The organism is Acinetobacter amyesii (assembly GCF_002018365.1).
In the GTDB taxonomy this organism is placed as follows: Bacteria; Pseudomonadota; Gammaproteobacteria; order Pseudomonadales; family Moraxellaceae; genus Acinetobacter; species Acinetobacter amyesii.
Genome location: NZ_MVKX01000006.1, coordinates 228,442 through 242,666, shown reverse-complemented (window position 1 = coordinate 242,666; position 14,225 = coordinate 228,442). Strand labels below are relative to the sequence as shown.

Here is a 14,225-nt window from a genome sequence, read left to right as displayed (position 1 = left end):
AGACTAAGCAAGTATCCATAACAGTTGTGCTGGCGACAATAGCAAGAGTGAACCACCTGATCCCTTCCCGAACTCAGAAGTGAAACCTCTTAGCGCTGATGGTAGTGTGGGGTTACCCATGTGAGAGTAAGTCATCGCCAGCTCATTATTCGAAACACCCCCTGATATCTCAGGGGGTGTTTTTTTATGTCGGAAGAAAAAAAAGGAAAAGAACGTTATAAAAGTAGAAAAAGCTAAAGCACAAAAATAGGAAAACGAGAGATATTTAAAAAGAATGAGGCTAAACAGCGCTAAAAATTTACATCAAGGTGAGCTTATATTCTTTATAGTGAAGTTTAGTCGCCAAGGTATAAAAACAATAGGATGTGCAAATGCTCCAAGATCTTGATGAAGTCTCTATTTTAGAGATATTGCAGCAACGCTTTGAGGCAAATATGCAGCGTCATCCAGAATTGCTTTGGGATGATGTAAAAAAACAATTGATAGCACAGCCCTCAAAACTAAAAATTTTAATCGAAATGGAAAAAACAGGCGGTGAGCCAGATATTGTGACGCTGAATCTGCAATCTCATGACCTGATATTTTATGATTGCAGCTTAGAGTCGCCAAAGCCTAGACGAAGCTTATGTTATGACCGTGATGCCTTGGAGAATCGGAAGGATCATCCTCCCAAAAATAATGCTATAGACATGGTTCGAGACATCGGTGCTGAGCTACTGACAGAAGAAGACTATCGAGCGATACAGCAAGTTTTTCATTTCGATTTAAAGACTTCGAGCTGGATCGTGACGCCAGCAGATATTCGGCAAAAGGGTGGGGCACTGTTTTGTGACCGACGTTATGATCATGTATTTAGCTACCATAATGGCGCGCAGTCATATTATGCGTCTCGTGGATTTCGCTGTAAGTTGGTGATTGCTTAATCTCAGCGCTATCAAGGTATTTAAAACAATCAAGAGAGTTAAAGCGAGCTTTTCTAAAGATGTAATTGCGTTTGTTTTTTAGACATTTAAAATTTTTCTAAACTAAAGATAGAAATAAATGATGGTGTGTCGTTCTGAAGTTTAATGAAAGAATAGAAGAATTAGACCTAAAAACAAGGACATTATGATTTAAAAAAAGAAGTTAAATAATCATATACTGATAATGTTTAATAATTAAACTAAAACATGAAAAATAACACAATTAACATGCACTTATAAGCGAATAGATTTATTAAACATACGTCTAATATCCCTAGAAAACACTGTTCCGTATATTCCGTGGCTGTTGAATTTTACTTAAAAATTCAATGAATGTTATGGACAAGTACTCATGGGAGATGAGAACGATGACAACGGAAAAAATAGACATAAATTCTGTAGTCGATAAGGCTAAATTTACCCCGTTCCACTTCAATGTAGTGGCTTGGTGCTTATTGATTATTTTATTTGATGGCTACGATTTAGCGATTAATGGCGTGGTTTTACCATTATTGATGCAAGACTGGGGCTTAAGTGCAATGCAAGCGGGGATGCTTGCCAGTACTGCGCTCGCAGGCATGATGTTTGGTGCCATGTTCTTTGGTTCTTTAGCAGATAAGATTGGCCGTAAAAAAGTCATCATGATCTGTATCGTTTTATTTAGTGGTTTGACCTTTGCTGGTGGTTTTGCGTCGAATCCAACAGAATTTGGTATTTTGCGTTTCTTGGCTGGTTTAGGGATTGGCGGTGTAATGCCTAACCTTGTGGCTTTAACGTCGGAATACGCGCCGCAGAAGATGCGTAGCACACTAGTAACGACGATGTTTAGTGGTTATGCAGTCGGTGGTGTGATGGCGGCACTTTTAGGTTCATGGTTCACCCCTGACTTTGGTTGGCAAATCATGTTCTTTATTGCGGGTATTCCACTTTTCCTTTTACCTGTGATTTGGAAATTTTTACCTGAATCTTTGGCATTTATGGTGAAAGAAAACAAACAGGAAAAAGCCCGCAGTATCGTGAAGCGCTTAGCACCTGAAGTGAAAGTGACTGAAAATACAGTGTTCACTTTGCCTCAAGAAAGCGTGCCTGAAGCTGCTAACGTGGTGAGTTTGTTCCGCCGTGGTCGTGCCGTAAATACATTATTGTTTTGGGTGGCGTTCTTTACGTGCCTATTGACCATGTATGCGCTAAGCAGCTGGTTACCAAAACTGATGATGGCAGCCGGTTATTCTATGGATAACAGCTTAATGTTCATGATGGTCATGAACGTGGGTGCAGTTGTGGGTATTGTTGGCGGTGGTATTTTGGCTGACCGTTTCCATTTAAAACCTGTGCTGATGGTTTTGGGTATGATGGGCGCGATTGTGATGAGCTTGATGGGCTTCCAATCAAATCAGTTCTTACTATACATCTTGGTGTTCTTGGCAGGTGCTGCATCTATTGGTTCGCAAATGCTGTTGTACAGCTATGTGGCGCAGTATTACCCACTTGCTGTACGTTCGACGGGTATTGGTTGGTCTTCTGCAATTGGTCGTATGGGCGCGATTGTAGGGCCAATTTTGATTGGTGGTTTGCTCGGTATGAACTTACCTGCACATTTCAACTTTATGGCGGTGGGTTTACCTGTACTGATTACTGCGATCGCGGTTGCATTGATTATGCATGAAAATGACAGTGATAAAATTGATGTTAAAGAAGCAACTACAGCCAAAGCTTAAGTTGTGATTCTTTAAAAAGAAAAGCCTCCGAAAGGGGGCCTTTTTATGTAATATATTAAAAAATAAAGTATTGATTATTTTAAATAGAGATAAAAATGACTGCACAATTAGATAAAATTCAAAAATTGATTGATAACGGTAATAGTGTTTTAAAAACACATAAACCTAATGCACCTAATGTAATAGGTTTTGCTACTTGTAATTTAGAGTTATTTACTACTTGGAAAATTCAAGCACTTTCTTTTTTGAAAAATAATTGTGGTTTATCTAGTCCTTATTACACTGAATTTTTTTCAAAAGTATCAACGCCTCATATGAGTCAGATTAATATTGGATTAGGTATATTAAAAGCTGTTCTAGAAGACTTTAATGAAACCTTAGATTATTCAGCGTCCAATCAAAGTACTAATTCAAACATTAAAGAGCTAAAAAAGATATTCATAAGTCATGCAACAAAAGATAAGGTAATTATTGAAGAGATTATTGAACTATTAGAATCTATAGGTGTTGAATCGGAACAAATCTTCTGTTCTTCATTTGAAGGATATGGCATTCCATTGGGCGAAAACTTTTTAGAAAAAATTAGAAAGGAGCTATCATCTGACGTACTAGTTCTTTTTGTGCTTACAGAAAATTTTTATGAAAGTAAGGTCTGCTTATGTGAAATGGGTGCTGCTTGGGCGTTGTCGAAGCAACATATACCTATAGTAGTTCCACCATTAAGTTATAGCGATATTCAAGGTGTTATTCCTTTGACCCAAGGATTAATAATTAATGACATTACTAAATTAAACAGTTTTAAAGAAAGAATAGAAGAATTATTTAAATTTAAAAATAAATTGAGTTTTTCAACATGGGAAAGAAAAAGAGAAAGATTTATTAGAGATGTAGAAACCCATTTTAGTGTTTCATAAACGATGTTGACTCTAATTATGAAAGCTTTAATACTTTAGAAAATTCTGGAAGCCAATCACATGCAATTTAATTCTATCTCCCCAATCCCTGAAGACGATGAAGAACTGCATCTGCCTGAACTGGTGTACTGGGCATCTTTAGGTGAACTTGCAGAAGTCGAAAAATCTTTGGCGAATGGCACAGACGTAAACTCTGCCGATGAAGAAGGCTACAGCGCACTGCATGCAGCAGCAGAAAACGGCTATTTAGACGTAGTGAAGCTATTGGTAGGCAAAGGTGCAGATGTAAAGCACAAAACCCAATATACCGCTTTAGAACTTGCAGAAATGGCAGGTCATGACGATGTTGTGGCGTATTTGAAAAGCCTCTAAGTCCGATTGCGCAAAATCATGATCGTGAAATCCTCCAGCTGAATCTGGGGGATTTTTTTAATGGGTCATAAAAAATTAATAGATAGAAAAAGAAAACCCCGACATCCTGTCGGGGTTTTCTTCGTATTTCGTGTTCTAGATACAACTCCTTGTCATATCTCACGTCCTGATGCAGAAACTTATTGTTATTGTTTTATGTTTCGGAAACTTCCTGTCTCCTGATAACTGTAGATTAGGCCTGTTTCAGGAACTTGGAAAGCCGCAATTTTCTGCATGTCATGTAAGCCAAAACGTACAAAATTATTCTGTTACCTTTCCAAAGAAAAATCATCTGATTAATTGATTAGAATCAAATGATTATAAAAGGGAAGGGAACAGTAAATGAAACAATGCATACAATATTTTCGAACGCCTAGCCTTATCGTTGGCATATTGATGACTGCCGCATGCCATGCGGAAAACACCACAACTACAGCACAAGAGCAAACACCAAACCAAGCTCAAAAATCGGCACAAATCCAGCAAGAACAGCGCTTTAAAATACAAAAAATCGCTCAATTTAATGAGCCTTGGGCCATCCAGCCGCTCTCAGACGGCCGTATATTGCTGACTGAAAGAAAAGGTCAGCTAATTATCTTTAATCCTCAAAACCAGCAGAAAATACAGGTGAAAAACCTTCCCAAAGTTGCCTATGGTGGACAAGGCGGCTTAGGTGATATTGCACTTGATCCACAGTTTGAAAAAAATCATCAGATATACCTGAGCTATGCAGAAGCAGGACAGGGCGGCTATGGCGCTGTCATCGAAAAAGCCACATTAAACCTCAATGAAGCTGTGCCAAGTTTAAAACAGCGAAAAATCATTTGGAGGCAAATTCCAAAAGTAGAAGGTCAAGGCCATTATTCACACCGAATGCAGTTTGGTGCAGATGGAAAATTATGGGTGAGTTCGGGCGAACGTCAGAAGTTTGATCCTGCACAAGATCTGCAGTCAAATTTGGGTAAAGTACTACGCTTAAATAGTGATGGAACACCTGCTGTAGATAATCCATTTCAGACCCAAGGCGAGGTTGCAAAGCAAGTGTGGAGCTTCGGGCACCGTAACCCTTTAGGCATGGCATTTGATGCAAAACAGCAGCTTTGGGTAGCCGAAATGGGACCAAAAGGCGGTGATGAGTTAAATCTCGTGCAGCGTGCGAAAAACTATGGCTATCCACATGTGTCGAATGGTGATCATTATGATGATCAGCCGATTCCTGATCATCATACACGGCCTGAATTTGAAGCGCCTGCCATCAGCTGGACACCGGTGATTTCACCGTCGAGTTTGATGTTTTACCAAGGGCAAAAGTTCCCCTTGTGGAAAAATAAAGCGCTGATTGGTGGTTTGTCGTCTCAAGCAATCGTGATAGTAGACACAGCACATCAACCAGTAACAGAAATCCAGCGCATCGACATGAAACAGCGGATCCGTGGCTTGATTGAAGCCAAAGATGGCGCCATTTGGGGGATTGAAGACGGTGAAAAAGCATGGTTATTCAAAATTGAGCCAAAATAGCGGCTAAAAAATAAACAAAAAAATTCAAAAAATAAAAAAAAAAGCCCCTACGGGGCTTTTCACATACAGGCCTGCACGAATTTTAAATTCATCAGCTAAGCCGCATAGTGCTCATCGGCATTAAATGCATTGGCTTGAATTTGAATCAACTTACGATTTCCTTGTTCTCCATTCATCCGCCAATGTGCAATTTTAATATTATCAACAATCGCAACATCGCCTTTATGCCACTGCAAAAGCAGAGCATCTTTATACATCGCATCAAAAAATTGCTGCTTTTCGGCATCGCTCCATTCAATTTGTTGACCTTCTGGCGTGTAAATTTCCCAAGTCAGTTGCATGCCGTCCGCTGTCGAATCGATTTCAATCTCCCCTCGATTTTCAAAGCAATTTTTCGCGGCCTGATGGGCAAATGGATTGGTATTATTGGCAAAAGCCCATGGCTGAATGACATGTTTTTTCGTATCGGGGTGATGAATCACCAGTGGCGAACGCTGTAAGGTCAGTTTAGCTTTTTTATCTTGTCGAATCTCTAGACTAAACGGGCTCTTTTTCAGCAATAACCGATCAAATAGCCCCACCTCGCGCGCCGAGACATAAGAAAAATGGTTCCATGCGCCGAGATATTTTTCCTGTAGATGTTTCGGAAAATTCTCCCAAATCTGCTCTAAGTTATTAAATCCTGTTTCTGCCAAATACGTCGAAGGTTCCTGACAAAATAAGGCGATATAACGCGAGCGTTCTGAGCGCACACCGCCTTCAACATGTGGGCCTTGTACCGAGTTTTCGACTGGACCCAATTGCACTGTGTTGCGGTCGATATAACGACGGTAGTCGCCTGCGCCGAGCAAGTTCTCGCTGTATTTTCGCATCCAAGATGCAACCCAGCTGGGCATATTGGGGTTAAATGCATTCCATGGCGTAAACTGAAAATATTGTTCAATCAGTTGGTTAAATTGTTCGGGTTGCTCGATGTTAAAACCACGAAACAGTAAGATGCCATTTTCATGGATTTGTTGTAAAAGCTCTTGTCGATGCGCGCCAATATATTGTGCAAGATCTTGTGGGCTATTGTGTTCTGGAGCGGCATGAAAAATGCGGGTAAAACTATTCAGTTGTTGCTGTTGCAATTGCATAGGTCATTCTCTAATTTTTTAATTCAATTTTTATTGTTGTCGCCTAATCCCTAAGCGCTGACAGTTCGAGCTGCTGAACTCGCAGCCGTTATTCTGTCTAAAATCTTTGCCGATTATAAGTACAGTTTTACTGTTGTGATGTAAGTATTGTTGATAAATTGCGATTTTTCGACGAATAGAGTGCGATCGCTGAATGAATGACGACATGAAAAAAAGCCCTCGACATCCTATCGAGGGCTTTTTAGATTCATTCTAAAGATATGACTCCTGTCATACCGATCAGCGTTCCTGCTGCATGTGCATTATTTATTTTTATTGCAAGACATCCTGTCTCTGTATGTTCTTACTATAGGCGCGTTGCTGTTGAGGCTACAGGCGTAAATACTGCAAGTGCTGTAGGTAAATGCCTACAGCAGAACGCCGCTAAATCCTGTTAATGTAGTGATCTAAATAACAACAATGAGTTTCGCGCATGCCTGCAACACAAATCGATATACGGATGCAATACAGCATAGAACAAGAACAACAGCTGATGAATGCTGTCTTTGACGCCTTACAACAGAGTTTTCAACTGCCTCGATATGACCGCAATATACGCTTACAAGTGCATGTGCCACATCGGTTTCAGGTGTTTGATCATTTGACACAGCCTGAGCGATTTACACATATCACCATTGATTGTTTTGCGGGACGAACCGTAGCAACCAAGCGTAAGTTATATCAAATGCTGGTGCAAAATTTGGTGGAATTTGGCATTCCAGCCGACCATATCATCATTACATTACGCGAAAGCCCTCAAGAAAACTGGGGGATACGAGGTGGTCAAGCCGCTTGTGATGTCGATTTAGGTTTTCAGGTCGATGTTTAGTCTGTGCATATACATGGATTGTTGCTTTCATGAAGCCTAAACGAAAAAAGCCCCGACATCCTGTCGGGGCTTTTTCGGATTCATTCTAGCGGTATAACTCCTGTCCTACCGTTAAGCTTCCTGCTCATTGTCTTATCATTGTTGTTTTATGTTCAGTGACATCCTGTCGCTGTATGACCTTAATATAAAAGTAATCCAATAACGTGAATAGTGTCTATTATCCGCATCTGATGTAAGCCAAAACGTACAACACGTAAATTTTCATTCTGACCGTTTCTTCAAGGTATTGCACAGCATCTAGGCTCTCGACCGCTAGATCTATGCATCCAAATCGATCTAAACCACTTTTAAAACAGCAGGAAGCTAGTTTTGAAGTGACAAAAAGCTTTATCAGCGGTGTTACATATTTTTGCGATTAATTGGTTGAATGGTGAACTAATTTATCAGACATTAAAAATTCATAATGAAAAATATACAGGGAATAAGATCGATGCTAAGAACACTTACACAACAACGGACGACATCAAAACTTCAGCTCGCATTAGGCTGCGTTATTGCGCTTAGTGCTTCAGCAAGTTGGGCAGCATCACCACAAGAGATTAAGAAAATTGCAGAAAGTCAAAAACACGGTTATTTAGAGACCTTGAAAACCTTGGTCAATATTGAATCTGGCAGTAAAGATATTGAGGGATTGAATCAAATTGCCAAGGTGGTTGCTGAGCAATTAAAAGCCACAGGGGCTGAGGTGAACGTGATTCAGCCCAAAGACATCATGAAACTCGATGGTGCGCCAGATCAGACAGGACCGATTGTAAAAGCGGTACTAAAAGGCAAAGGTAAAACGAACATTATGTTGTTGGCGCATAACGATACGGTGTATCAAAAGGGCCAATTACAAGGTCAACCGTTTCGCATAGACGGTAATAAAGCCTATGGCTTGGGTATTTTGGATGACAAGCAGGGTGTTGCTGCAGTGATTCATGTTTTGGATATACTGAAACAGTTGAAGTACCAAGATTATGGCACCATTACAGTGTTAATTAATTCAGATGAAGAAATCAGTTCACCCGGCTCGCGCCAATTGATCATGGATACGGCTCAAAATCAGGACGTTGTCCTCTCCTTTGAAACCGGTGGTATAGACGGAAGCTTGATGTTAGCCACCAGTGGGATTGGTGCGGCTTATTTAGATATTAAAGGGCGAGGTTCGCATGCGGGGGTAAAACCTGAAGCAGGGGTCAATGCCTTGACAGAACTGGCTTTTCAGATTCAACAATTGGAAAATCTATCCAATCCGAAAACGGGTTTAAAGCTGAATTGGACTGTTGCGACGGCTGGAAAAACCCGAAATGTGATTCCTGACCATGCGACAGCGCAGGCAGATGCTCGTTCCTTAAAACCACAAGATTTTGCTGAATTGGAAAAAACCTTGAAGCAAAAAGTCAAAACCAAAAAATTGGCGGAAAGTCAGGTCGAGGTCAAATTTGAAGTCCGTCGTCCACCTTTAGAAGCCAGTCCACAAGCCAAAAAATTAGCCGCGACAGCCCAGCAGATTTACACAAATGAATTAAAGCTGCCGATGAAAGTTGAAACGACCGCTTGGGGTGGTGGTACCGATGCCGCTTTTGCTGGGGTTAGTTCGAAAGCCGCGATCATTGAAGGAATCGGTATGTCTGGAGATGGATTACATTCAGATAAAGCTGAATATATTTTGACGGATTCTATCGTGCCGCGTTTGTACTTGGTGACCCGCTTAATTGTGGAAACTTCTAAAAAGTAATCGCATCCGATTGGGTGAGATCTAATGAGCCATGGCCTTGAGTTTGGTTGTGGCTCATGTTAGAGCTATTCTTATGTAGCATTTGAAATGAAAAAAGCCCCGACATCCTGTCGAGGCTTTTTCAGATTCATTCTAGCGGTATAACTCCTGTCCTACCGTAAGCTTCCTGCTTGGTCTTATCATTGTTGTTTTATGTTCAGTGACGTCCTGTCTCTGTATGCTTTAACTTTATCGTGGATGATGCATGGCGTATAGCTGCCATCTGCCGAAAATAATGTAAGCCTGAACCTACAAAAGGCGGCATTTATCACGCGAACGGCTACAATTAAGCACTCACATATTGCAGTAATTTTTTGAAAATTGCTTTAACTGCTTTGTTGTCAAATTCATTCGGTTCGAATTTATCTGCTTGATTACGCGTGAAAATGTCACGAATTTCAACCACAGCATTACTGTCGATTAAGCCCAATTGAGTTGCCACTTGGCGAATTTGATCAATTGAACGTGAACCATTGGTGCCACCATAGCTAACGTATGCCGCAGGTTTTCCGCCCCATTCTTTACCGAGGTAATCCAACGCATTTTTGAGCGCAGGGCTGTAGCCGTGGTTGTATTCAGGGCTAATGAAAATAAATGCGTCGCCTTGCGCGATTTTATCTGCCCATGCTTGCTGCTTGGGTTGGTCATAAATCCCGGTTAATGGTGGATGTGCGCCTGCAAAAATAGGCAGATCCCATTCTTTTAAATCGACAATTTCAGTTTCTACGGTACTGTAGTCATAGCTTTCGATTTCTGAAAGTAGCCAGTTGGCAATCTTAATTGCCGTACGGCCTTCGCGGACACTGCCGACAATAATATGAAGTTTCATCGTATTTCCTGTCTTGTTTTAAAGTCTTGCATTAAATTAATATGAAAACGGTCCGTTGCATATACAGAAAATGTATCGAGTCGATTGATAGTTATAAAAATAGTGATAAAAAAAGCTCCCGAAGGAGCTTTTTATTTGCTGAAACTTAGATCAGTTTCACGCCTTGTTGACCGGCAGGGGTCACTTTGAAAATTTCAACTTCAAAGGTGATATTTTTACCGGCTAGAGGGTGGTTGAAATCCACTTCGGTAATGTCTTCACCTACGGTTTTGATCACTCCATACAGACTTTGTTTGGCTTTATCTTCAAACTCAATCATATGGCCTTCGACAGGACGTTGCTCAAATTTGACGGTATCGAATTTTTGTACGTTTTCAGGGTTCCATGGACCAAATGCATCTTCAGGAGGAAGGCTCACGGTACGGCGGTCACCTGCACGTAAACCGAATAAAGCTTTCTCAAAACCCGGTAATAAGCTGCCATCACCCATGACAAGGCTGACAGGTTCAGCACGGCTACGGGTATTGTCAATTTCTACGCCATTTTCAATAGCAACAGAAAAGTGAAGGTCTACTTTAGAGCCTTCTTCAATACGAGTTTCCTCGTTAGGATTGATAAAATCAGTCATTTTGCGCTTCCGCACGTTGAATTCGGTGTTTTTCTAAGAAAAACGTATCGATAAGAAGCAGAATCGTGCCTAAAGTAATGGCACTGTCTGCAATATTAAATGCAGGAAAGTGGCTGTTGTTGTAATACACGTGAATGAAATCCACCACATAACCTAAAGATACACGGTCAATTAAGTTGCCGATTGCGCCGCCTAAAATCAGGGCAATGGCAATCGGAAGGACTTTCACGTTTTTTGGCATACGCATGAGCCAAAATACAAAAATGACAGACACAAGTCCTGCGAGTGAAGTAAAGAAATAACGTTGCCATCCACCGGCATCGGACAAGAAACTAAAGGCAGCGCCATAGTTATGTAGCAATGTCCAATTTAAAAAGGGCATGACAGGTACAGGATCTGCGTAGTTCAGATGTGTACTTGCAATCCATTTGGTCCATTGATCCAAAATAATGGCAACAATGGATAAGCCCACCCACACTAAATTGTGTGGGTAGAATTGAAAGAAGCCCTTTTTTTCTTGTGGATTAGGCATATTTTCTCTCTTCGCCTTGACCTGTAGGAAGGTTAATAATACAACGAGAACAAAGACCTGGATGTTCGTGATGTGTATTCACATCTGGTAGTACATGCCAGCAGCGTGCACATTTTTCACCGTCAGCAGCAGAGACTTTGACATTTAAACCGTCAAGGTCAGAGGCTTCACCTTGCGCTGCATCAAACTCATTGACAATCACTTGAGAAGTGATGAGGACAAAACGCAGTTCTTCACCGAATTTGTCTAAAACAGCTTTCAGCTCAGCATTGGCCCAAAGTTCAACTTTGGCAGATAAGTTTGAACCCACAGTTTTTGCAGTACGTGCAGCTTCAATAAACTTGTTCACTGCAGATTTAACGGTGATCAAGGTTTGCCATTCAGCTTCAGTCACTAAATTTGCTGTAGAGGCTACAGGAATGTCATACCATTCTGCAGTAAATACATATTTCTCAGATTGCTCTGGAATCAGTGGCCAAGCTTCTTGTGCGGTAAAGCTCAAGATAGGAGACATCCAACGGACAAATGCTTGTACCAAGTGATACAACGCCGTTTGTGCAGAATGACGCGCAGCTGAGTCTGCCTTAGTGGTGTACTGACGGTCTTTGATGATGTCGAGGTAGAAACCACCCAAGTCATTAATACAGAAGTTGGTCAATGCGCTAGTCACGATATGGAAGTTCATATCTTCATACGCTTGTTGAATGGTTTTTTGTACTTCCGCAGCACGTTGCAAGATGTATTGATCCAGTGCGATCAATTGATCGACAGGCAAAGCATCTGTCGATGGTTTGAAGCCATTCAAGTTAGCCAACAAGAAACGCAATGTGTTACGGATACGGCGGTAACCATCTGATGCACGGCTGAAGATTTCTTTACCCGCTGTCATTTCATAACGGTAGTCTGCAGACGCAATCCAGAAACGTAGGCCATCTGCACCCATGTCTTTGATGATGTCTTGTGGAGTGATCACGTTACCGATCGACTTCGACATTTTGCGGCCTTTTTCGTCCACAACGAAGCCGTGAGTTAATAAGCCTTTGTACGGTGCGCGGTTATTAATCGCCATAGACGTTAACAATGAAGACTGGAACCAGCCGCGATGTTGGTCAGAACCTTCAAGGTACAAGTCAGCAGGGTCTTGCAATTCTTCACGTTCACGAAGTACTGCAAAGTGTGTTGTTCCAGAGTCAAACCAAACGTCTAGAGTGTCACGAACTGCATTGTACTGCTCTGCATCTGTACCGATAAACTCAGACGCATCACGGTTATACCAACCATCAATACCTTCTTGTTCAATCAGCTTCGCCACTTCTTCGATCAGCTCAGGCGTACGCGGGTGAAGTTCGTTGGTGTCTTTATGCACGAAGAATGGAATCGGCACGCCCCATGTACGCTGACGTGAGATACACCAGTCTGGACGGCCTTCAATCATCGATTGGATACGGTTTTTACCCCAATCCGGTACGAAGCTGATGTCATTTTCAATCGCGTTCAATGCACCTTGGCGTAAACCTTTTGCATCCATGCTGATGAACCATTGTGGTGTTGCACGGAAGATAATCGGTGTTTTATGGCGCCAGCAATGTGGATAGCTATGTTTGATCACCACATGTGCCCAAAGTTTGCCTGCTTCGGTTAAAGCAGCAATGATTTTGGGATTGGCTTTGTAGATGTGTTCGCCTGCAAAAATTGGCGCAGTTGGTAAATACACACCGTTGCCGCCGACTGGATTGTCGACTTTCAGGTTGTACTGTAGGCCAACTTTATAGTCGTCCACACCATGGCCTGGCGCGGTATGTACAGCACCTGTACCACTGCCATCAGTTACATGCTCACCTAAGATTACTGGCACTTGGCGTTCAGCAATTAACGGATGTTGTAGTACTAGGTTTTCAAGTTTTGCACCAGCAAATTCAGCAATCACTTCTACTGCGTTAAAGCCATAACGCTGAGTTGCAGATTCAACCAATGATTTTGCAAGGATGAAGTTTTGCGCTGCTTTGTCTTCGCCAGTTGCTTTCACCAATTGGTATTCAAGTTCAGCGTGTAGAGCAACCGCTTGGTTGGCAGGCATGGTCCAAGGCGTAGTTGTCCAGATCACGATATCTGTAGAATCGCTAACTGTAACACCTAGGCGTGCAGATAAATCAGCTAAATCAACAACGCTAAAGCCAACGTCAATTGCATCTGATTTTTTGTCTTCATATTCCACTTCAGCTTCTGCCAATGCTGAACCACAGTCTAAACACCAGTTCACAGGTTTAAGACCAGGTTCGATATGACCTGCTTTGGCAATTGCACCGAGCGAACGAACGATGTCGGCTTCTTGCTTGAAGTTCATGGTGAGGTACGGATTGTCCCAATCACCAAACACACCCATACGCACGAAGTCTTTCTTTTGTAATTCGACTTGCGTGTAGGCATATTCACGGCAGGCTTTACGGAAAGTTGAGGCATCTACTTTTACGCCGACTTTACCGACTTTTTCTTCAACTTTCAGTTCGATTGGCAGACCATGACAGTCCCAGCCTGGTACATACGGCGCGTCAAAACCGTCCATTACACGGCTTTTGATGATGATGTCTTTGAGGACTTTATTTACCGCATGGCCTAAGTGGATTTGGCCATTTGCGTATGGAGGGCCGTCATGAAGCACATATTTTTTCTTGCCAATACGCGATGCACGAATCTGCTGATAAATGTTGTCGGCATACCACTCTTCTAACCATTTCGCTTCACGTACTGCGAGATTTGCTTTCATCGCAAATTCAGTACCTGGGAGGTTTAGCGTGGCTTTATAATCCACTGCATTTTCAGGAGTTTGCTTATCGCTCATGCAAGTTGTCTTCCAAATTTATCAGCCCGTTGACTGACGCGTTTTACAATA

Annotated in this window: 13 protein-coding genes and 1 rRNA gene; 9 read left to right on the top strand and 5 right to left on the bottom strand. The window is 41.8% G+C overall.

Annotated features, from left to right (window positions below):
* Positions 1-28 precede the first annotated feature (28 nt).
* The 6 genes from rrf to B1202_RS11125 all read left to right on the top strand — a co-directional run bounded on the left by rrf (position 29) and on the right by B1202_RS11125 (position 5,523).
* Positions 29-143: ribosomal RNA gene (gene rrf, locus B1202_RS11150) — 5S ribosomal RNA — on the top strand.
* A gap of 228 nt (positions 144-371) precedes the next feature.
* Positions 372-923, top strand: coding sequence for a DUF4256 domain-containing protein (locus B1202_RS11145; protein ID WP_078190665.1), 552 nt, complete (start codon positions 372-374; stop codon positions 921-923).
* 407 nt (positions 924-1,330) lie between these two features.
* Positions 1,331-2,680: an aromatic acid/H+ symport family MFS transporter gene (locus B1202_RS11140; RefSeq protein WP_078190664.1), complete on the top strand. Its 1,350-nt coding sequence runs from the start codon at positions 1,331-1,333 to the stop codon at positions 2,678-2,680.
* A gap of 95 nt (positions 2,681-2,775) precedes the next feature.
* Positions 2,776-3,594 (top strand): toll/interleukin-1 receptor domain-containing protein, encoded by an 819-nt coding sequence (locus B1202_RS11135; RefSeq protein ID WP_078190663.1) that lies wholly within the window; start codon positions 2,776-2,778, stop codon positions 3,592-3,594.
* Between the two features lie 60 nt (positions 3,595-3,654).
* Complete coding sequence (locus tag B1202_RS11130; RefSeq protein WP_078190662.1) at positions 3,655-3,966, top strand: ankyrin repeat domain-containing protein; 312 nt, start codon at positions 3,655-3,657, stop codon at positions 3,964-3,966.
* Positions 3,967-4,347: 381 nt separating this feature from the next.
* Positions 4,348-5,523, top strand: coding sequence for a PQQ-dependent sugar dehydrogenase (locus B1202_RS11125; protein WP_078190661.1), 1,176 nt, complete (start codon positions 4,348-4,350; stop codon positions 5,521-5,523).
* Positions 5,524-5,618: 95 nt separating this feature from the next.
* Here B1202_RS11125 and B1202_RS11120 read toward each other — a convergent pair whose 3' ends face one another.
* Positions 5,619-6,659, bottom strand: a complete 1,041-nt coding sequence (locus B1202_RS11120; protein WP_078190660.1) for a TauD/TfdA family dioxygenase — start codon at positions 6,657-6,659, stop codon at positions 5,619-5,621.
* Between the two features lie 260 nt (positions 6,660-6,919).
* Here B1202_RS11120 and B1202_RS16460 point away from each other — a divergent pair, with 260 nt between their 5' ends.
* The 3 genes from B1202_RS16460 (at position 6,920) to B1202_RS11110 (ending at position 9,307) form a co-directional block, all read left to right on the top strand.
* Complete coding sequence (locus tag B1202_RS16460) at positions 6,920-7,096, top strand: hypothetical protein (protein ID WP_171262641.1); 177 nt, start codon at positions 6,920-6,922, stop codon at positions 7,094-7,096.
* 35 nt (positions 7,097-7,131) lie between these two features.
* Positions 7,132-7,527, top strand: a complete 396-nt coding sequence (locus B1202_RS11115; protein ID WP_078190659.1) for a tautomerase family protein — start codon at positions 7,132-7,134, stop codon at positions 7,525-7,527.
* A 490-nt stretch (positions 7,528-8,017) separates the two neighbouring features.
* On the top strand, positions 8,018-9,307 hold the full coding sequence (locus B1202_RS11110; protein ID WP_078190658.1) for a glutamate carboxypeptidase: 1,290 nt from the start codon (positions 8,018-8,020) through the stop codon (positions 9,305-9,307).
* 325 nt (positions 9,308-9,632) lie between these two features.
* Here B1202_RS11110 and B1202_RS11105 read toward each other — a convergent pair whose 3' ends face one another.
* The 4 genes from B1202_RS11105 to ileS all read right to left on the bottom strand — a co-directional run bounded on the left by B1202_RS11105 (position 9,633) and on the right by ileS (position 14,174).
* Positions 9,633-10,175, bottom strand: coding sequence for an NADPH-dependent FMN reductase (locus B1202_RS11105; RefSeq protein WP_078190657.1), 543 nt, complete (start codon positions 10,173-10,175; stop codon positions 9,633-9,635).
* 145 nt (positions 10,176-10,320) lie between these two features.
* Positions 10,321-10,803 (bottom strand): FKBP-type peptidyl-prolyl cis-trans isomerase, encoded by a 483-nt coding sequence (locus tag B1202_RS11100; RefSeq protein ID WP_078190656.1) that lies wholly within the window; start codon positions 10,801-10,803, stop codon positions 10,321-10,323.
* Positions 10,796-11,335 (bottom strand): signal peptidase II, encoded by a 540-nt coding sequence (lspA, locus tag B1202_RS11095; RefSeq protein ID WP_078190655.1) that lies wholly within the window; start codon positions 11,333-11,335, stop codon positions 10,796-10,798. Before lspA ends, B1202_RS11100 begins: the two co-directional genes overlap by 8 nt.
* The gene (ileS, locus tag B1202_RS11090) at positions 11,328-14,174 is read right to left on the bottom strand and encodes an isoleucine--tRNA ligase (RefSeq protein WP_078190654.1); all 2,847 of its coding nucleotides are present in this window, start codon (positions 14,172-14,174) and stop codon (positions 11,328-11,330) included. Before ileS ends, lspA begins: the two co-directional genes overlap by 8 nt.
* Positions 14,175-14,225: the final 51 nt, after the last annotated feature.